The organism is Acinetobacter sp. T63 (genome assembly GCF_053852345.1).
In genome coordinates, this window is the sequence record NZ_CM132659.1 from 1354010 (window position 1) to 1373257 (window position 19248).

18 protein-coding genes are annotated in these 19248 nt (G+C 45.0%); 11 read left to right on the top strand and 7 right to left on the bottom strand.

Going from position 1 to position 19248, the window contains the following annotated elements; genetic code table 11:
• Nucleotides 1-4: 4 nt before the first annotated feature.
• The gene (locus tag ACVLR6_RS06600; protein WP_005177561.1) at nt 5-469 is read right to left on the bottom strand and encodes a MarR family winged helix-turn-helix transcriptional regulator; all 465 of its coding nucleotides are present in this window, start codon (nt 467-469) and stop codon (nt 5-7) included.
• A 992-nt stretch (nt 470-1461) separates the two neighbouring features.
• Between ACVLR6_RS06600 and ACVLR6_RS06605 the strand changes: the two genes are divergently transcribed.
• The gene (locus ACVLR6_RS06605; protein ID WP_005177562.1) at nt 1462-2982 is read left to right on the top strand and encodes a TerC family protein; all 1521 of its coding nucleotides are present in this window, start codon (nt 1462-1464) and stop codon (nt 2980-2982) included.
• 98 nt (nt 2983-3080) lie between these two features.
• Here ACVLR6_RS06605 and ACVLR6_RS06610 read toward each other — a convergent pair whose 3' ends face one another.
• Nucleotides 3081-3938 (bottom strand): alpha/beta hydrolase family protein, encoded by an 858-nt coding sequence (locus tag ACVLR6_RS06610; protein WP_104488976.1) that lies wholly within the window; start codon nt 3936-3938, stop codon nt 3081-3083.
• 117 nt (nt 3939-4055) lie between these two features.
• Here ACVLR6_RS06610 and ACVLR6_RS06615 point away from each other — a divergent pair, with 117 nt between their 5' ends.
• Nucleotides 4056-4517: a hypothetical protein gene (locus tag ACVLR6_RS06615; RefSeq protein WP_005177567.1), complete on the top strand. Its 462-nt coding sequence runs from the start codon at nt 4056-4058 to the stop codon at nt 4515-4517.
• Nucleotides 4518-4602: 85 nt separating this feature from the next.
• Here the strand turns inward: ACVLR6_RS06615 and ACVLR6_RS06620 are convergent, their stop codons facing one another.
• Nucleotides 4603-4848 (bottom strand): hypothetical protein, encoded by a 246-nt coding sequence (locus ACVLR6_RS06620; protein WP_016658209.1) that lies wholly within the window; start codon nt 4846-4848, stop codon nt 4603-4605.
• A gap of 489 nt (nt 4849-5337) precedes the next feature.
• Complete coding sequence (brnQ, locus tag ACVLR6_RS06625) at nt 5338-6630, bottom strand: branched-chain amino acid transport system II carrier protein (RefSeq protein WP_104488975.1); 1293 nt, start codon at nt 6628-6630, stop codon at nt 5338-5340.
• 343 nt (nt 6631-6973) lie between these two features.
• Here brnQ and map point away from each other — a divergent pair, with 343 nt between their 5' ends.
• Entirely contained in the window at nt 6974-7768 is a 795-nt protein-coding gene (gene map, locus ACVLR6_RS06630) for a type I methionyl aminopeptidase (protein WP_455996090.1), read from the top strand.
• A gap of 171 nt (nt 7769-7939) precedes the next feature.
• On the opposite strand, the gene ACVLR6_RS06635 is transcribed toward map, so the two are convergent.
• Nucleotides 7940-8839: a LysR family transcriptional regulator gene (locus ACVLR6_RS06635; protein ID WP_016658206.1), complete on the bottom strand. Its 900-nt coding sequence runs from the start codon at nt 8837-8839 to the stop codon at nt 7940-7942.
• A gap of 176 nt (nt 8840-9015) precedes the next feature.
• On the opposite strand from ACVLR6_RS06635, the gene ACVLR6_RS06640 reads away from it, so the two are divergent.
• Nucleotides 9016-9351 (top strand): hypothetical protein, encoded by a 336-nt coding sequence (locus ACVLR6_RS06640; RefSeq protein WP_005177579.1) that lies wholly within the window; start codon nt 9016-9018, stop codon nt 9349-9351.
• Between the two features lie 50 nt (nt 9352-9401).
• On the opposite strand, the gene glnG is transcribed toward ACVLR6_RS06640, so the two are convergent.
• Entirely contained in the window at nt 9402-10877 is a 1476-nt protein-coding gene (glnG, locus tag ACVLR6_RS06645; protein WP_005177581.1) for a nitrogen regulation protein NR(I), read from the bottom strand.
• Nucleotides 10864-11973, bottom strand: a complete 1110-nt coding sequence (gene glnL / locus ACVLR6_RS06650; protein WP_005177582.1) for a nitrogen regulation protein NR(II) — start codon at nt 11971-11973, stop codon at nt 10864-10866. The genes glnG and glnL overlap by 14 nt, the downstream gene beginning before the upstream one ends.
• 350 nt (nt 11974-12323) lie before the next feature.
• Between glnL and rimO the strand changes: the two genes are divergently transcribed.
• The 7 genes from rimO to rseP all read left to right on the top strand — a co-directional run bounded on the left by rimO (nt 12324) and on the right by rseP (nt 19221).
• Entirely contained in the window at nt 12324-13667 is a 1344-nt protein-coding gene (gene rimO / locus ACVLR6_RS06655) for a 30S ribosomal protein S12 methylthiotransferase RimO (protein WP_005177586.1), read from the top strand.
• Between the two features lie 48 nt (nt 13668-13715).
• Nucleotides 13716-14444, top strand: a complete 729-nt coding sequence (gene pyrH, locus ACVLR6_RS06660; RefSeq protein ID WP_005177594.1) for a UMP kinase — start codon at nt 13716-13718, stop codon at nt 14442-14444.
• Between the two features lie 79 nt (nt 14445-14523).
• Entirely contained in the window at nt 14524-15078 is a 555-nt protein-coding gene (frr, locus tag ACVLR6_RS06665; protein ID WP_005177597.1) for a ribosome recycling factor, read from the top strand.
• Between the two features lie 6 nt (nt 15079-15084).
• Complete coding sequence (uppS, locus tag ACVLR6_RS06670; protein WP_005177599.1) at nt 15085-15837, top strand: polyprenyl diphosphate synthase; 753 nt, start codon at nt 15085-15087, stop codon at nt 15835-15837.
• A 3-nt stretch (nt 15838-15840) separates the two neighbouring features.
• Nucleotides 15841-16665: a phosphatidate cytidylyltransferase gene (locus ACVLR6_RS06675; protein WP_016658203.1), complete on the top strand. Its 825-nt coding sequence runs from the start codon at nt 15841-15843 to the stop codon at nt 16663-16665.
• Entirely contained in the window at nt 16666-17862 is a 1197-nt protein-coding gene (gene ispC, locus ACVLR6_RS06680; RefSeq protein WP_455996093.1) for a 1-deoxy-D-xylulose-5-phosphate reductoisomerase, read from the top strand.
• A 3-nt stretch (nt 17863-17865) separates the two neighbouring features.
• Nucleotides 17866-19221 carry an RIP metalloprotease RseP gene (gene rseP / locus ACVLR6_RS06685; protein WP_180083835.1) on the top strand — a complete coding sequence of 452 codons (1356 nt, stop codon included), beginning with the start codon at nt 17866-17868 and terminating at the stop codon, nt 19219-19221.
• Nucleotides 19222-19248: the final 27 nt, after the last annotated feature.

Genomic DNA, 19248 nt, shown 5'->3' on the forward strand with positions numbered 1-19248 from the left:
ATGATTAACGCGATAAGTTATTAAAAATATGACGCAAACTGTCCATCATTTTTTCAATCTGTAGCGGGGTTAAACCTTCAAAGGACTGTTCCAGTACTACACCAGTCAGATCATTGATTTTTTCGGTCATGGCATGGCCCTGATCGGTCAGAATAACCCGGGTGATGCGCGCATCATCTTCACAGGAGTAGGTCTCCACCAGGCCTTCTTCTTTCAGGCGATAGACAATTTTGGTGGTGGTCGACATCTTTGATACCACCATGTCTGACAGGTCGGAAACGCTGGCATTCGGTTTGGCTTTTAGCGCAATCAGAATGCGGCGGCGTGAGTTATCCAGACCATATTTCTTGAGTGCATGATCGACATTTAACACATATTGAGCATGGACTTGGGTTACCCAGTAATAAGGAAACTGCTCAATATTGAAGTCTTCAGTAGAAGGCAGAAATTTGGAATATTTCTTGGTCATTTAGTTATTCCTTGCATTTTTAATTGTATTTGTGTGAAATCCCATCACATTTTATTTGAAATGTCATATGCTTAGCAAGTTGTTTTAATCGTATTCGTCAATAAAAGGCTGAGGCAAAGCGTTTTTATCAGGAGATCAGTCGGCTTGGGCCGGGATAGTTAGGGAGAGATCATCCCTATTTTAGTCCTGATAAATGGTCACAATCTTCTGTGTAAACTTCAGTATTTCATCTTAAAGATGCGTATTTTTAAAGTGGTTTAGATGAGTAATGAGGATGAAGGTTTTATCCAGCAATCATTCAGCCCAAAACACCCCAAAGTCTTGTCTCCTAAAAAACAACCATTTTCACTTGATCTTAATTGGCCGTTTTTTTTCTGCTTGAAATAGCGACTGATAGGGCGTTACACCTTTCTCGCGAAGCACTTTGATAAACGTATATTTGTTGCATTGTCATATATTTTTATCCGTTATTTTTGCATGAAAATGATCATGATGCTGTTAAGAGTAAAGCATTTGAGTCAGGGACTTGCTTATCTTTCTTCAGGACTTATTTTCAAGCCGTTTAAGTAAAAGTAACAAATTGAAAACTGGGCTGCATTTATTTCAGTACTAGAAATTTGAGTCCTTGAGATAGAAAATTAACATCTTGGAATTGATTTATTTAATAAGATAATAAAAATCAAATATTTATATTTGAGTTGTGAAATATAGCCCCGATTTTTGCTCTGATTGTAGTCATTTATCTCTCTGTGGTAGTTTTAATAAAACCTGAAATTTAATTACAAACTTGTACTTTTTTTAAGCAGGAAACTTGGCTTAATTTAACCAATACAGGAATTTACCCCAAAAAAATTCCGAAAAAATGATTACAAAAATAGAAGATTATGCATAATGTTTTTATCTACAGTTGAAAAGGTTAAATTTATGGATCCGTCGCCGGGCCCAGGTCTACATTTCGAATTACACGCTAACCCTATCGGAGAGATGAACTAATGGAGTTTTTATTAGATCCGGGAATTTGGGTTGGTTTAATAACACTTATTATTTTAGAAATTGTTCTAGGTATTGATAACCTAGTCTTTATTGCCATTCTGGCAGAAAAATTACCTCCTGAGCAGCGTGATAAAGCCCGTGTGATTGGCTTGTCTTTGGCCTTGCTCATGCGTTTGGGGTTATTATTCGCAATCTCTTGGTTAGTCACTTTGACTCAACCGCTTATTTCGATATTTGATTTAACATTCTCAGGGCGGGATCTGATTCTCCTGTTCGGTGGTTTGTTCTTGGTCTATAAGGCCGTGACCGAATTGCACGAGAAGATGGAAGGCAAGCCGGAAGTTAAAGTAACCACCAATGTGGTTTATGCCAGCTTCACCGCAGTGGTTGCCCAGATCGTAATCCTGGATGCCGTATTCTCTTTAGACTCTGTTATTACCGCAATTGGTATGGTCGACAACATCTATGTGATGATGGCCGCCATGATTGTAGCAATGGCGGTCATGTTACTGGCGTCTAAACCGCTAACAGCCTTTGTTAACCGTCATCCAACCGTGGTAATCTTGTGTTTAAGCTTCCTGCTGTTGATTGGTATCAGCCTGATTGCAGAAGGTTTTGGTTTCCACATTCCGAAAGGTTATATCTATTCAGGTATTGGTGTAGCCATTGCCATTGAAGCTTTTAACCAGTTTGGGCAGCGTAATGCGGCAAAACATGAAGCGAAAATTCCGCTGCGTCACCGTACTGCAGATTCGATTCTGAAGTTAATGGGCGGCCGTATTGAAACTACGGACATGCATTCAAGTGAAGCACAAGAAACCTTTGCGCATGAAGAGCGTTATATGATTGGCGGCGTATTAACGCTGGCAGAACGTTCGGTTGCGTCGATTATGACGCCGCGTAACCAGATTTCCTGGGTGAACATTGAAGATACACCAGAACAGATTCGTGAGCAGGTATTGTCGGTACCGCACAGTTTATTCCCGGTGTGTCGTGGTAGCCTCGACAAAGTTATCAGTATTGTTCGTGCCAAAGAGCTACTGGATGTGCTAGATGATGAAGAAGCCTTTAAGGCGCTGGTGAAACGTCACCGTCCAATTTACATTTTTGAAAAAATGAAAGTCATTGATGCGATCAATACTTTGCGTACTTCAAAAGGTTCATTGGTATTGGTGAGTGACGAGTTTGGTAATGTGCAAGGTCTGATTTCGCCGCTGGATGTGTTTGAAGCGATTGCCGGTGAGTTCCCGGATGCCGATGAACAGCCAGATTTAATCCGTGTTAACGAGACCACCTGGAAAGCGACCGGTATGCTGGACGTTTATCAGCTTGAGCTGGAACTGGGTATGCTGGATCTGGTGGAAGAAGATGCAGGCTATATTAGTGTTGCCGGCTTAATCTTGGATAAAACCCAGGGCGATGTACAAGTCGGTACGCATCTGGACTATCAGGGCGTACACTTTGAAGTCACCGAGCTGGAAGGTAATCGCATTAAAACCGTGATGATTACCTACGCTTAATTGCCAAAAGTTGGTAAATCAAAAAAGCCTCACTGATGTGGGGCTTTTTCATGTCTGGTATTTATCTAAAGTTCATTTTTCTCAAGAGCGTTACAGTTTTAGATACGCAGTTCAGCTGCAATCACCGGCCACAGGTTCTGGTGAGAGCGTTTAAACATCAGCATATGACCAATTGCTTTGTGGCCATACTGCTGCGGTTTTAGCTCAATCATTCGGGTAGCAGCATTAGGATAGAGGCGCAGTAAATCTTTGACGTTGGCTTCGGTGGCAATTTCATCATCGGAACTCCAGAGTACGCTCATCGGGCTACGGATGTCAGCATGAAAATCTTCAAATACGCTTTTGCCAATGGCATTGATTACATAACCGGGTTTGCCACAAAACTCTGCCCATTGCCGGGCCACATTTTTCGGTAAATTTTCGCCCATACCAATGGCCTGGGTTGGGCCATATCCATGGGTAATGCGGGCGATCGGGAAAATGACCTGAAACATTAGTGGCGCCAGTAGTTTGGTGCGTCCTTTAAGGCCTTTGACATGGCCGGTCGAACCCGATACCGCTACAACTTTGGCCACCTTGGCATGGTTGGGGCAAATCCCCAGCAGCTGGCCGCCAGCACTATGCCCCAATAAAATCACCTGTTCGGCCTGGCTCAGTTGCAATACATGCTCGATACCGGCTGCAATGTCCAGTTGGCCCCAATCGACAATACTGGCTTGTGAGTGCTTTAATTTCCCTTGTAAAGAGCCGCCAATACCGCGAAAATCAAAACTGAGCACGTCATAACCTTGCTGGCTTAACCACTCGGCAAAAGGATGATAAAACCCTTGCGTGATGCCAGTCGCGGGACAAATTAGGACAGGGTAAGGCTGCTTTTTAGCCTGATGGGTGTAGAAGCGCCCACTCAGCTGATAGCCATCTGCGCAGGTAATATGGACGGGGTCAAACGAAGTCATAGGATGAACATTAAAAAAAGTGAATGACTCTAATGTAAAGGAGTTTGCTGTGAATGCAGTTGCAATCTCTGACTTCGGGGTCATGCAGTAAGGCAATTCAAATAAGGACAAAACGAAATGAATGCAATGGATCTTGATGTTGCGGTGAAAGGGGCGATTCTGGCCAGCGGTATATTTTTATGGGTGGGCATGCTGACCGGGGTATGGAAATACTGGCAGATTCGGCATTCACCACAGGCGCGTGCTCATTATTATGTCGATATTGCGCATCGTAGCAGTTTGCTCTATGCGCCGGCCAGTCTGATTCTGGCGGCTATGGCTTATTTTTCGGTGTGGTCAACAGAGCTGAATTTATTGCTGGTGGCAATTAACCTGTTTTTCTTTGCTTTTTCAATCTTGAGTTATGCGCTGCATGGTTATTTAAAGGACACCACCAATCAGTTTAAAACTCCGCATCAGTTGGGCAAATGGCATCTGCCGAAAAGTTTAATGAGTCTGGCGATGTTACTGCTGGTACTGGGTGAAGTGCTGGCCACCTTGCTACTGGTGGTGGGTGCGGGATTATATTTATGGGCTTAAGGGTGTGTTGCCAAGCAGTATAAAAAGCTATTTTTCTGATTCTGAGCAGATGGATGAAGGCTCATCCATCTGGGTCGGTTAAAAATTAAGAGTTGTGCTGATCAATGGGAGCCGGCTGTCGATATTTTTCATCGACCACAGCCCAAATATAGAAGGCGATACAGACGATTAGTGCGTAGATAAAGTATGCCGGTTTCAGGTTACCCTGAATCAATCCTTGAAAGACCAGCGTCAGCAGCAGTGCAAAGGTGGTGCTGAGGAAAGTTACTAAATTGTTATTTGCCTTCAGAGCGTTAATGAAGACTTGCTTATTGAAATGTAATGATAACATCTCCATCCCTCCTGTATTTTGATCAAAAACAGACTATTTTGATCGGATTAGTTTGTTTAGTTGTACTGCGAATTGCAGTGTATTTCAAGCGCCTATCGCAATATTTTGAAAGAACATAGTGTGTATAAATAAATGCTCGAATTCAGTTCATTTATTTACGGAATATTAGGGCATCACTGTAAAGAAGTGAGTAAAGATGTAGCATTATTTATGCCAGCTTAACAATAGGGCGGCTATTAGGCTTTGGTAGAAGTCATGCAAAAAGAAGGATGAGAGAAGCATTGCGCTGAATTGAAGGGTTTCAGAGGATGAGGAGAAGCGAAAGTGGATGAGCTTACTTCAATTGACCTGGAAGTTGAGCAAGATTGAGCTAAACCGGACTGAAAGAAAGTGACACAATAAGAGTCAGTTTGGGTAAAACTTGACCATTATTGAGCAATTTAAAATCGGGTTTGGGTAAAACCGGACTTTAACGACTCGGGTTAAGGCTTAGTGTTTAACCTTGTCGATCACAATACAAATCAGCAGCACAATAGCAGAGGGAATCAGCCAGGCCAGGTTTTGTGCGCTTAACGGTAAGTTCAGTAAAGCTTCTGGTAAAAAGCCATCTAGCCCTGCCACTTTTAAGCCATCAATTACGCCAAAGAATAAGGCTACTGCGGTGACCGGACGAATTACACGCGCTGGAGAATGGAAGTTTTTCCAGAAAAAGCCCAGTAAGATCACTACAATCGCAGGCGGATAAATCGCACTTAATACCGGCACTGAGAGTGCAATCAGTTTGGTCAGACCGAGGTTGGAAATCACCAGTGAGAAACCGACTAAGACAAATACCCAAGTACGATACCTAATGCGGGTAATTTGCGAGAAGTATTCTGCACAGGCACAGGTCAGGCCAATCGCGGTTACCATACAGGCAATGAAAATCATGGCACTTAAGAACAGGGAACCTAAGTCACCAAAAGCATGTTGCACATAGGCATGTAGGATCACTGCGCCATTGGCTGCATTCGGTGCTACTTCATGACTGCCCAAGCCCAGTTTGAACAGGCTTAAATACACCAGGGTTAAACCGATACCAGAGATCAGTCCGGCAATCATGGCGTATTTGGTCATCAGCTTTTTATCGCTGACCCCACGCGAACGTATGGCATTAATAATCACAATACCAAATACCAAGGCACCCAGGGTATCCATGGTTAAATAACCATTGACGAAACCTTCAGAGACTGGACTGTTGATATAGTTATTAATGGCTGGCGGAATATGACCCGCGGGAATGAACGTTGCTGCAACACCCAGAATAATTAACGATAAAATTTTCAGGGGCGACAGGAAATAACCCACCGTATCCAGAATCTTGTTGGGATACAGCGCAACAATAGTCACCACAATAAAGTAGATCAGACTGTAAATCAGCAAGCTGCTCGGAGCTGCACCAAAATAAGAAGAGAAACCAATTTCATAAGAAACGGTTGCGGTACGGGGAATGGCAAATAAAGGGCCTACCGCTAAATAACACACCACGGTCAAAATCAGACTGGCTGCTTTGCCCAGTGGCGAACTTAAAAGCTGGATCGAACCTTCTACACGAGACAGGGCAATAATGGTCAACACCGGCAAGCCCACGGCTGTAATTAAAAAGCCGAAAGCTGCTAACCAAACGTGTTCACCTGCCTGCTGTGCAACAATAGGCGGAAAGATAATATTGCCGGCACCGATAAATAGTGCAAAGGTCATTAAACCTAAGGCAATAATATCCCGTGTACGTAAACTCGTCATAAGGGAGATAGATCGGTTAAACAAAAGAAAGCGATTCTAGAACATGGCAACTGCTTTGGCTAATTTATTTTATAAATCTTATGAATTATTTTTATATATTGGCTTGGGAAATTGATCGGGTTGTCAAAAATTAGTGAAACTATATTGTTGATTTAATTTTTAAAAGATGAAAACTGTTAAATATCAAAAGATAAATTTGAAAAAACAGTCAATAAATATAAAGGTTTTTAATTGTTGAATATTTAAGCAGTAGTGGGTTTGTGGCAGATGGAACCGCTTGTGATCAAACAAAAGTCACTGAAAAGGACTATACTAAGCAAATGTTTCATAGGGGATTTTAAGCATGAGAGCGTCTGCCGTATCGATTAAAACCGAGCAGGATTTAGAAAAATTACGTGTTTCAGGTCGTTTGGCTGCTCAGGTTTTGGCGATGATCGGGGAGCATATCAAGCCGGGTGTAACCACTGAATATCTAGATGACCTGTGCCACGACTATATTGTCAATACCTTGCAGGTGATTCCGGCCAATGTTGGCTATTGCGGCTATACCAAAACCACCTGTATTTCACCGAATGAAGTGGTTTGTCACGGTATTCCATCTGCGTCGGTTGTGCTTAAAGATGGCGATATTATCAATATTGATGTGGCGGTAATTAAAGACGGCTACTACGGCGATACCAGTCGCATGTATTACGTCGGCACGATCAAGCCGGAAGCGAAAAGACTGGTCGAAACCACCTATGCGGCAATGGTCGCAGGGATTCATGCGGTGAAACCGGGTGCGACTTTAGGCGATGTTGGTCATGCAATTCAAACTGTCGCGCAGCAGGCCGGCTATAAAGTGGTGCGTGAATATTGCGGGCATGGTATTGGTAAAATTTATCATGAACAGCCAAGTGTACTGCACTATGGCCAGCCGGGTCAGGGGCTACAACTCAAGCCAGGTATGGTGTTCACGATTGAGCCGATGGTGAATGCCGGCGGCTCCAGAGTCAAAGAGCTCAATGATGGCTGGACCGTCGTGACCACCGATAAATCACTTTCTGCACAGTGGGAACATATGATTGTCGTGACTGAAACCGGCTTTGAAGTGCTGTCGCCGTGGCCGGAAGGTACTGGAGAATACCCGGAAATCTAGCTATAAAACGGCTTATTTATACTTTAAAAGTATTAAGTGATATAAATTATCTATTTGTTAATGCTGTCTTTTGTACGTATTATGTATTTATAGATTCTTGCTGTAGTTTCTAGTTTTTATAGCTTATCCATCCCTGGATAAGCTTTTTTTTGCCTGAAATTTGAGTTGGCTTTAACGCTGTGACAGTTTTTCCACCAGAAAATCAATAAACACCCGTACTGCCGGTAACAGGCCGCGACGGGATGGATACACGGCATGAAAAACCCCGTGCGGCGCACGCCAGTTTGGTAACACGCGTACCAGTTCGCCTGACTGAATATAGGGTTCCACAATATTGTCCGGGAGCAGGGCAATCCCACAGTCCTGACGGGCCAGTTGTGCCTGTAGCATCAGATCCGAACCCATTACGGTCGGGTTGACTTTAATTTTCTTCTGCCGTTGATGTTCATCATAGACCACAATATGCTGATCGACATGATCATCAGCCATACTGAGAATATGATGCTTGGCCAGATCTTCCGGCTGTTTCAGGTCGCCGTGCTGGTTTAAATAGGCCTGACTGGCAAAGAGATGCTGTTCAATGGTTTCAAAGGTACGAATCACCAGATTCGGATCATCATCCAGATTGCTGCGTACACGCAAGGCCAGATCAATCCCTTCATTAATCAGATCAACCCGGCGGTTACTGACCAGAAGCTGGACTTTAATTTCCGGATAGGTCTTTAAAAATTCCGGCAGAATTCTGGACATTTCATTCTGGGCAATGGAGACCGGCAGGCTAACTTTAATCAGGCCGCGCGGCTGAATACTCAGATGATCAACCAGATCATGCGCTGCCTGTGCTGCATTGGCCATCACCTGTGCATGTCGATACACGTTCATGCCAATATCGGTTACGGCAAAATGGCGGGAATTGCGCTGAATCAGGCGCACGCCCAAACGTTCTTCCAGATTGTGCACACGGCGGCTCAGTTTGGATTTGGGGATATCGGTTGCACGTTCTGCGGCGCTAAAACCGCCATGCTCAACCACCTGGGCAAAGCAGTAAAAATCATCGAGGTCCGAAAGCATGTGTAGTTATTCCATTTATGCAACGATAAGCAGATTAAATTATGATTGTTCTGGGCTGTCAATTTGATTTGTGCGGTTTTTGCAGCGTCTCTTTTCGCCTTTGTGATGCGTGGCGAGCTTAAGTTATGGCTACAAATCCTTTACACTAAGGATAAAGTCCATGAGATGATCAATACATGTCTTATCAACTGATTCAACAGCCCGATGCCGATGCCAACGTGATTTGTCCTTGCTGCCAGCAGGCGATTATTGACTGGTCACAAGAGCAGTATATTCAGCCCTGTGAGCATACGCTGTTTGTGGCGCTGGATTTGGGTTTTGAATATATTGCCGATGTATTTGAAGCAACCATGGCGCGTAGTGTCGATGAAATTCACGCACATGATGATCAGCTCAATATGTTTCAGGAACTGACCACAGCCAGCTTTCCGCATTATCTGATCATTCGCACTGATTTGGGTGTGCAGGATTTATCGCGTTATATCGGCATTGCTGTACCAGAATCCAATTAAAAAATAAGCTCCATAAGGAGCTTATTTTTTATCATAAAGATCAGGCTGGTTTAGCCTTCAATTTCTTCCTCGACATCATCATCAGCACTGTCCATGCCCAGTTCTTTCAGCTTGCGGGTCAGGGTATTACGTCCCCAGCCCAGCAGTTCAGCGGCATGGCGTTTGCGGCCACGGGTCTGTTGCAGCGCGGCATTAATCAGGGTGCGTTCAAACATCGGTGTGGCGATGTCCAGAATTTTCATTTCGCCGTTTTTCAGTTTCTGTACGGCCCATTGACCCAGCAGCTCATCCCAGTGATGGATCGAGACGCGGTCTAAATGCAGATTGGACGGTACATCGCCTGATTTTTCAATTGGAATCTGTTTCAGTTCCGAAGGTAAATCTTCCGGATAGACTTCACGGCCGGTAATCATGACGGTTAACCAGCGGCAGGTGTTTTCCAGTTGACGCACGTTCCCTTGCCAAGGTAATTGCTGCATATATTCCTGGGTTTCCGGACGCAAGATTTTCGGACTCACGCCTAACTCTTTACCGGCACGCGCCAGGAAGTGCTGCGCCAGCATTGGAATATCTTCACTGCGATGCGCCAGTTTTGGAATATGAATCCGGATCACGTTCAGACGGTGATACAAGTCTTCACGGAAACGGCCTTCGTGTACCAGCTTTTCCAGGTCTTGGTGCGTTGCTGCAACAATACGCACATCTACCTTCACCGGAATATGGCCACCGACACGGTAGAATTCACCATCGGCTAAAACACGTAATAAACGGGTCTGGGTTTCAAACGGCATATCACCAATTTCATCCAGGAACAAGGTGCCGCCATTGGCCTGTTCAAAACGGCCCTGACGCTGGGTGTTGGCGCCGGTAAAGGCACCTTTTTCATGACCAAATAATTCGGTTTCAATCAGGTCTTTCGGAATGGCGGCCATGTTGAGCGCAATAAACGGTTTGCTGCTACGCGGTGAATGGCGATGCAGGGCATGTGCCACCAGTTCTTTACCGGTACCCGATTCACCATTAATCAGTACGGTAATATGCGATTGTGATAAACGGCCAATGGCACGGAATACTTCCTGCATTGCCGGTGATTCACCAATAATTTCGGTCGACTGAATGGGCTGTGCGGTTTTGGCTGATTCCTGTTGCTGTAATTTGGTGATATGCAAAATGGCACGATTCACCAGCGCCAGCGCTTCATCAATATCAAACGGTTTTGGCAAATATTCAAAGGCACCAGTTTGATAGCTCGACACTGCAGATTCCAGATCCGAATGTGCAGTCATGATAATCACCGGTAAATCTGGATAGCTGGCTTTGACTTTACCGAGGAAGGTCAGGCCATCAATACCCGGCATACGGATATCGGTCAGGATTACATCCGGTGCATCGACACCCAGTTGCTCCAGAGCAGATTGGGCTTCTTCAAAACTGGTGACGTCAAAGCCCTCTTCCTTGAAGGTTTTTTCCAGTACCCAGCGCATGGCACGATCATCATCAATTACCCAAATTTTATTTCGCGACATGGTTAGACTCCCAAGGTATATATAAGCTAAATATTGTTTTTCCTGGAACAGATTGGCACTCAATCATTCCGTTGTGTTGATGCATAATATTCTGTGCGATGCTCAGGCCCAGTCCGGTGCCTTTGGCGCGTGCCGTAACCAGCGGATAGAACACCGATTCAATAATTTCTTCCGGCACACCGGGGCCGTTGTCTTCAATATCGACCCGTACCACCGAGCGATGAATCACGCCATTAATGGTGACCAGGCGCTGAATACGAGTTCTTAAAATCAGTTCGGGCTGATGTTCTACAAAGAACTCCTTGTTTTCCATCATGGCCTGTACCGCATTGACGCTAATATTCAGCATGACCTGAATCAGCTGGTCACGATCCGCCATCACTTCCGGTAACGACAGGTCATAATCCCGGATGATTTTGACTTTTTTCTTGGTCTGGTTGGCAATTAGCGAGCGCACGCGTTCCAGTGGTTCATGGATATTGACCAGTTCGTAACTCGGTAACTGACGTGAACCCAGCATGGTGTCAGCCAGATTTCTGAGCCGATCGACTTCATTAATAATAATGTCGGTAAACTCGGCATATTGAGAGTCATTCAGACTGCGTGCCAGTAGCTGGGTTGCACCGCGAATCCCGGCCAGTGGATTTTTAATTTCATGCGCCACGCCGCGCACCAGTTGCCGCGCGACCTGATGCTGCTGAATCAGGTTTTCTTCTTTGGAAATTTTCAGCATCCGGTCAATCGGATTCAGTTCAATCAGCAATAAAGGATGATAGCTTTTGCCCGCATTCAGCTGCGAAGCGGTGTAATCGACATGAATGTCTTTAAAGTTGACATTAATGGTAGCTTCACGGCGGGTATAAGGCTGTCCGGTGCTTAAAGTATTCTGTAGTGCTTCGTAGGTATTAAATTCATCGGTCGGGAGATGCAGTAAATTCATTACCGGCTGTCCGGCAGCACGTAATAAACTGATATCAAACAGCGCCTCACAAGATGAATTGAGGTAAAAAATATTCAGGTTGCTGTCAACCAGTAAAATGGCAGTGGTCAAATTGTCCACTAAAAGGCGATAGTCGATAGCCGGGCTTTGATCCATTAGCGGTGGCATCCTGTATTAAAATAGCGCAATGGCATCTTCATAAAGCAATAGGTTTCTGAATTAAGAACGTTAATGATGCAAATTAAGCAAAATGCACGCCAACTTTGTTCAAATTCCTGTAAATCAAGCCAATTTATGAGAAAAATGCGCTGAAATGGACGGGTTGATTCAGGTATAGCGGATAACGCCAGTGCTGTAAACCAAAAGTGAATCAAAATGGTGCAATATTGTGTATAAGCTCGCTTTAGTGGTTGTATTTTGGTGCATTATGCAAAGAGTGGGCTATTTCTCTATTTTTATGGCCAGAAAAGTCATACAATACGCGCATTCTAGTGGAGCGCAGATTCATGAAGTCCCCCAAAGTCGGTTTTGTTTCTTTAGGTTGTCCTAAGGCATTGGTAGATTCTGAACGAATTTTAACTCAGTTAAAGACTGAAGGTTATGATGTCGCATCGGATTATGACGGTGCTGATTTAGTCGTGGTTAACACCTGTGGTTTTATTGAATCTGCAGTACAAGAGTCTTTAGACGCCATTGGCGAAGCCATGAATGCCAATGGTCGCGTCATTGTGACTGGCTGTTTAGGTAAAGACGAAGACAAGATTCGTCAAATGCATCCGAATGTCTTAAAAGTGACTGGTGCAGCAGCCTATGAAGAAGTTATGGATGCCGTGCATCAGTATGTGCCGGAGCCACCAAAGCACAATCCGTTTATTGATCTGGTGCCAGAACAGGGGATCCGTTTAACCCCGAAACATTATGCTTACCTGAAAATATCAGAAGGCTGTAACCACCGTTGTACTTTTTGTATCATCCCGAGCATGCGTGGTGATTTAGTTTCCCGTCCGGTCGGTTCTGTTCTGGAAGAAGCCGCAGCGCTGAAACGTGCTGGTGTAAAAGAAGTTCTGGTCATTTCTCAAGATACTTCAGCTTATGGTGTGGATACCAAATACAAGCTAGATTTCTGGAACGGCCAGCCGGTTAAAACCAAATTCTATGACATGTGTGAAGCCCTGGGCCAGTTGGGTATCTGGGTCCGTTTGCATTATGTCTATCCTTATCCGCACGTCGATGCTGTGATTGACCTGATGGCGCAAGGTAAAATCTTGCCGTATCTGGATATTCCATTCCAGCATGCCAGTCCGAAAATCCTGAAACTGATGAAACGTCCGGCGCACAGTGAAAATACACTAGAGCGCTTAAATGTATGGCGTGAAAAATGTCCGGATCTGGTGATTCGTTCCACCTTCGTGGTTGGCTTCCCGGGTGAAACCGAAGAAGACTTCCAGATGTTACTGGACTGGTTGAAAGAAGCGCAGCTGGATCGTGTCGGTTGCTTCACCTATTCACCAGTAGAAGGTGCAACTGCGAATGATCTACCAGATCATGTGCCGGAAGAAATCAAGCAGGAACGTTATGAACGTTTCATGCAGGTACAGCAGGAAATTTCAGCTGCAAAACTGCAAAAACGCATTGGTCAGACCATGACTGTGCTGGTGGATGATCTGGAAGAAGAATTCCCGGTTGCCGTTGCGCGTTCTTATGCAGATGCACCTGAAATTGATGGTAACGTGTTTGTTGAAGATATCGACAAGTCAAAAATTAAAGCAGGCGATTTGCTTGAAGTCGAAATTACCGATGCAGATGAATACGATTTATTTGCCAAGCTGATTGCGATCAAATCTGCTTAAGTACTGATATACAGAAAAAATTTAAATTAAATACTTTGGAGTTTGATGATGTTGGATTCTAAAAAGCCACGTTATGAACGTATTCTGCTGAAGCTTTCAGGCGAGGCACTGGCGGGTAACAAGGATATGGGGATTGATGCCCAAATCCTTGATCAGATGTCTTTGGCAATTGCACACCTGGTCGGTCTGGGTGTGCAGGTCGGCATTGTGGTTGGTGGCGGTAACCTGTACCGTGGCAGCCAGTTACAAAAAGACGGTCTGGTCGGTCGTGTGACTGGTGACCAGATGGGTATGCTGGCGACTGTGATGAACGGTCTGGCCATGCGTGATGCTTTAGTACGCCGTAACATTAAAACACGTCTGCTTTCAGCACTGCCAATTGGTACCGTTGTAGAATCTTATTCAAGCCGTGATGCAATTCGCCACTTAACCCAAGGTGAAGTGTGCGTATTCGTTGCCGGTACAGGTAACCCGTTCTTTACCACAGATACAGCTGCCTGCTTGCGTGGTATTGAAATTGAAGCCAATCTGATTCTGAAAGCCACCAAGGTAGATGGCGTTTATAATAAAGATCCAAGCAAATACGAAGATGCGGTGAAATATGACACCCTGACGTTCGATCAGGTGTTAGATGAAAAGCTCGGCGTGATGGATTTAACCGCAATCTGCTTATGCCGTGACCACAATGTACCGTTACAGGTATTCGATATGAATAAAGCCGGCGCTTTACTTTCAGTGGTTATGGGTGAAAAAGAAGGAACTCACGTTACGAACTAATGTACGTGGGCCTGAAAGCTCTTTATACTACACGCTATTTTAGTAATTACATCTTTAAGAATTAAGTAAGGAAGATCATATGATTAACGATCTTAAAAAAGACAGCGAACAGCGTATGCAAAAGACTCTGGAGTCTTTGGAGCAAGGTTTTGCCAAAGTTCGTACCGGCCGTGCCCATCCATCAATCTTGAACGGTGTGATGGTTCCTTACTATGGCTCAGATGTGCCGTTAAACCAGGTGGCGAACGTGGGTGTTGAAGATTCACGTACTCTTATCGTACAGCCATTTGAACGTACTATGGTGTCTGCAATTGACAAGGCGATTCGTGAATCTGACCTCGGTCTGAACCCGATTACTGCTGACTCGATTCGTGTGCCGCTACCAGCTTTAACTGAAGAAACCCGTAAAGACATGCAGAAAGTTGCACGTTCTGAAGCGGAAAATGCCAAAGTAGCGATTCGTAACATCCGTCGTGATGTCTTAGGCGATATCAAAGCATTGTTGAAAGAAAAAGAAATTTCTGAAGATGATGAACGTCGTGCAGGCGATGATATCCAGAAAATCACCGATAAATATGTTGCTGAAGTCGACAAGCGTTTGGCTGCTAAAGAAGCTGAGTTGATGAAGGTCTAATTGTCAATGACCACATCTGAAGACTGTCAGACGCTTCCAAAACATGTTGCCATCATCATGGATGGCAACAACCGTTTTGCCAAGAAAAATCAATTGCAAAAAGGCGACGGTCACCGTGAAGGTAAAAATATTCTAGATCCGATTGTTGACTATTGTCGCAGCAAACACATCCAGGCACTCACCGTTTTTGCATTTTCAAGTGAAAACTGGAATCGTCCGCAATATGAAGTTGATTTACTCATGCAATTGCTGGAAGACACGATTCATGAGCAAATGCCGCGCATGGAAAAATACCAGATTGCCTTGCGTTTTATTGGCGATCGCAGCCGTTTATCCCCACATCTTCGTGACTTGATGTTGCATGCTGAACAAAGGACTGCTAAGTTCAGTAGCATGACTTTAACCATTGCCATCAGTTATGGTGGCATGTGGGATATGGCAGAAGCAGCCAAACAGATTGCGGCTGATGTGCTGGCCAATAAAGTCGCGCTGGAACAGATTGATAGCACGCTGTTCGGTCAATATGTGTGCCTGGGTGATTTACCGCCTGTGGACCTGTTGATTCGTACGGGTGGTGATTATCGGCTGTCCAATTTCTTGCTTTGGCAGGCCGCGTATGCCGAACTGTACTTTACTCCGACCTTGTGGCCTGAGTTTAGTGTGGAAGAGCTGGATGATGCGTTTCATGTGTTTGCAGGACGCGAACGTCGCTTTGGAAAAACTTCAGAGCAAATCCAACAAGAGAAACTTGAGAATTAATACATGTTAGAGCGGATAATTACCGCATTGGTATTGGTCGCTGTGGTGCTGAGCTGTATGTTTGCAACTCAGTCCCATTATCCAATGTTTGTGCTGATGATTTTTGCAGCAGGGGTTGCGGGCTATGAGTGGTTCAAACTCATGCCAAGAACAACAAAATATGTCATCAAGCCCATGGCTTGGGGTTATGGTCTGGTGACCGCCGCTCTTTCCGCGCTTGCTTTATATTTTAGTGATATTGCGTTATTGCTGTGGTCAGCCTCGATTTTAACCTGGCTGCTCAGCCTGTATTGGGTGAAATCCTATCCTGAATATGATGGCTGGTACAATCCAAGCCTGAACTTTATTGGCTTTGTGCTGATTTCTGCCGCCGTGACTGCGATTTATGTGGTCTGGACCCATTCACCGTGGTGGCTGATGTATCTGTTCCTACTGGTTTGGGGTGCAGATTCTGGCGCTTATTTTGTCGGACGCAAGTTTGGTAAAAAGAAACTGGCACCACATGTCAGTCCAAACAAATCGGTGGAAGGTTTATATGGTGGCGTGTTTACCGCCATCCTGATTGTGCTGTTTGTAGAAATTGTCTATCTGGACTTAAGCCTGACCCAACATATTTTATTCCTGATTCTGTCCATGATAACCGTGTTTAGTTCGGTACTGGGCGATCTGTTTGAATCCATGATCAAACGCCGTGCCGGAATTAAAGACTCTGGTCGTATTCTGCCAGGACATGGTGGAGTGCTGGACCGCATTGACTCCTTGCTCGCAGCGGCTCCAATCTTTGCTGCAAGCATGTATGTACTGAAACTTATTGGCGTAGATTTATAGATGTTACAAGCTGTTTGTATATTGGGTGTTACAGGTTCAATTGGTCAAAGCACCTTAAAAATACTGCAACAACATCCTGAAAAATATTCGGTATATGCCGTAACGGCTCACAGTCGTATTGCTGAGCTGGTTGAAATATGCAAACAGTTTCATCCCAAAGTGGCCGTGGTACCTGCTGCACAGGTCGATTCCTTAAGACAGCTGTTACAGCAGGTCAATCTTGCCGATATTGAAATCCTCTGTGATGAAGCTGGTTTAATAGCTGTGGCTTCACATCCTGAAGTGGATGTGGTGATGGCGGCAATTGTTGGTGCCGCAGGTTTAATGCCAACGTTGGCCGCAGTGCAGGCCGGTAAGCGCGTGCTACTGGCCAATAAAGAAGCCCTGGTGATGTCCGGTGACCTGATGATGCAGGCAGCGCGTGATCATGGCGCTTTATTATTGCCGGTCGATTCCGAACACAATGCAATTTTCCAGTGCCTGCCGCAAAACTATTTTGAGGTCGAGCGTAATGGTCAACCAAAACTGGGTGTGCAGCAGATTCTGCTGACCGCATCGGGTGGGCCATTTTTAAATCATAGTCTGGAACAGTTACACAGTGTGACCCCGGCGCAAGCCTGTAAACATCCCAATTGGTCTATGGGTCAAAAAATTTCCGTCGATTCCGCCACCCTGATGAACAAGGGTCTGGAGCTGATTGAAGCCTGCCATTTGTTCGCAGTAAAAGAACAATTTGTTACAGTGGTGGTGCATCCACAGAGTATTATTCACTCCATGGTTCAATATGTCGATGGAACAACTTTGGCGCAAATGGGTAATCCGGATATGTGTACGCCAATTGCGCATGCGTTGGCCTGGCCGGAACGTCTGCAGACGCATGTTCCGCCGCTGGATTTATTTATCCATTCACAGCTGAATTTTCAGGCACCGGACACCACGCGTTTCCCGGCCTTAAAGCTGGCACGTCAGGCCATGCAGGCAGGTGGTATTGCACCGACCTTGCTAAATGCGGCCAATGAAATTGCAGTGGCATCTTTCTTGCAAAACCAGCTTGGGTTTACCCAGATTCCAGAAATTGTTGAACAGACCCTGAATCATCTGGCCAATCGCGCCGCAGATTCAATTGAAACCATTCTTCAGGCAGACCAGAATGCCCGTGCTTTTGCACAGCAGTGTGTGATTCAGACAGGAAGCTAAGACATGAGTGCCTTATTTATTATTGTTGCGGCCATTCTTTTGTTGGGGCCGTTAATTGCAATTCATGAATTTGGGCACTACTTTGTTGCACGCAAACTGGGGGTCAAAGTCCTGGTTTATTCTATTGGTTTTGGCCCGACAGTGCTGAAATGGACCTCGAAGAAATCCGGTATTCAATATCAGCTCTCGGCTTTGCCTTTGGGCGGCTATGTCAAAATGCTGGATGAACGTGAGGGCAATGTGGCAGAAGAAGATCTGCCTTTTGCTTTTAACCGTCAGCATCCGTGGAAACGGATCGCGATTGTCGCGGCAGGTCCTTTAATTAATCTGGTTTTTGCGATTGTACTGTTCTGGATTCTGTTTTTACCGTCTCAGGAACAGCTGAATACCCGTGTTGGGAAAGTCTTGCCACAAACGCCTGCGGCTGAAGTGAATATGCAGCCGGGTGACCGGATTACCGCAGTCGATGGTACCCAGGTTAGCACCTGGGAAAAACTGAATTTTGCGCTGGTGGATCGTGCCGGTGAAACAGGTACCATTCATATTCAGGCCAACCGCGATGGTCAGCCACAAAACTTTCAATTACCGATTCAAGATTTCTTGAAAGATCAATCTCAGTCACCACTTGAGGTGCTGGGCTTTACGCCATATCGTCCGAATATTCCAGCAGTGGTCAGCAAACTGAGTGAAGATGGCGCTGCCATTCGTCAAGGGATGAAAGAAGGTGACCAGATTTTAGCGATTGACGGTGTTGGCATGAAAGACTGGTACGATGTGGTACAAGTGGTACAGGCATCGCCAGAGAAACTGTTGAAGATTGACGTGTTGCGTCAAGATCAGCGGGTACAGCTGGAAATTATGCCGCAGGCCAAACGCGACAATATGGGCAACACCACCGGTATGTTAGGTGTACAAAGTGACCCGGGAAAAATAACAATTCCTGAAGAATATAAACAAACCATTCAATATAGTCCTACAGAAGCCTTAATGATGGCGGTCGATAAAACCGGTCAAATTTCCTCGATGATTTTGAACTCCATCGTCAAAATGGTGCGTGGTCTGATTGGTTTAGATAACCTGTCTGGCCCGATTACCATTGCCAAGGTGGCAGGACAAAGCGCTGAAATGGGCTGGCAAACTTTTATTTCGTTTATGGCCCTAATGAGTGTAAGCTTGGGTATTCTAAATTTACTGCCAATTCCAATGCTGGATGGTGGACATTTGGTTTATTATTTTATAGAACTAATTCGTGGTAAACCTGTTTCTGAACAAATACAATTAGTTGGTTTAAAAATTGGTATGGTATTGCTCGGTAGCATGATGCTTCTGGCATTATTTAATGATTTTATGCGTTTATAACAACGTGGATAGGCAATAAATTTAACA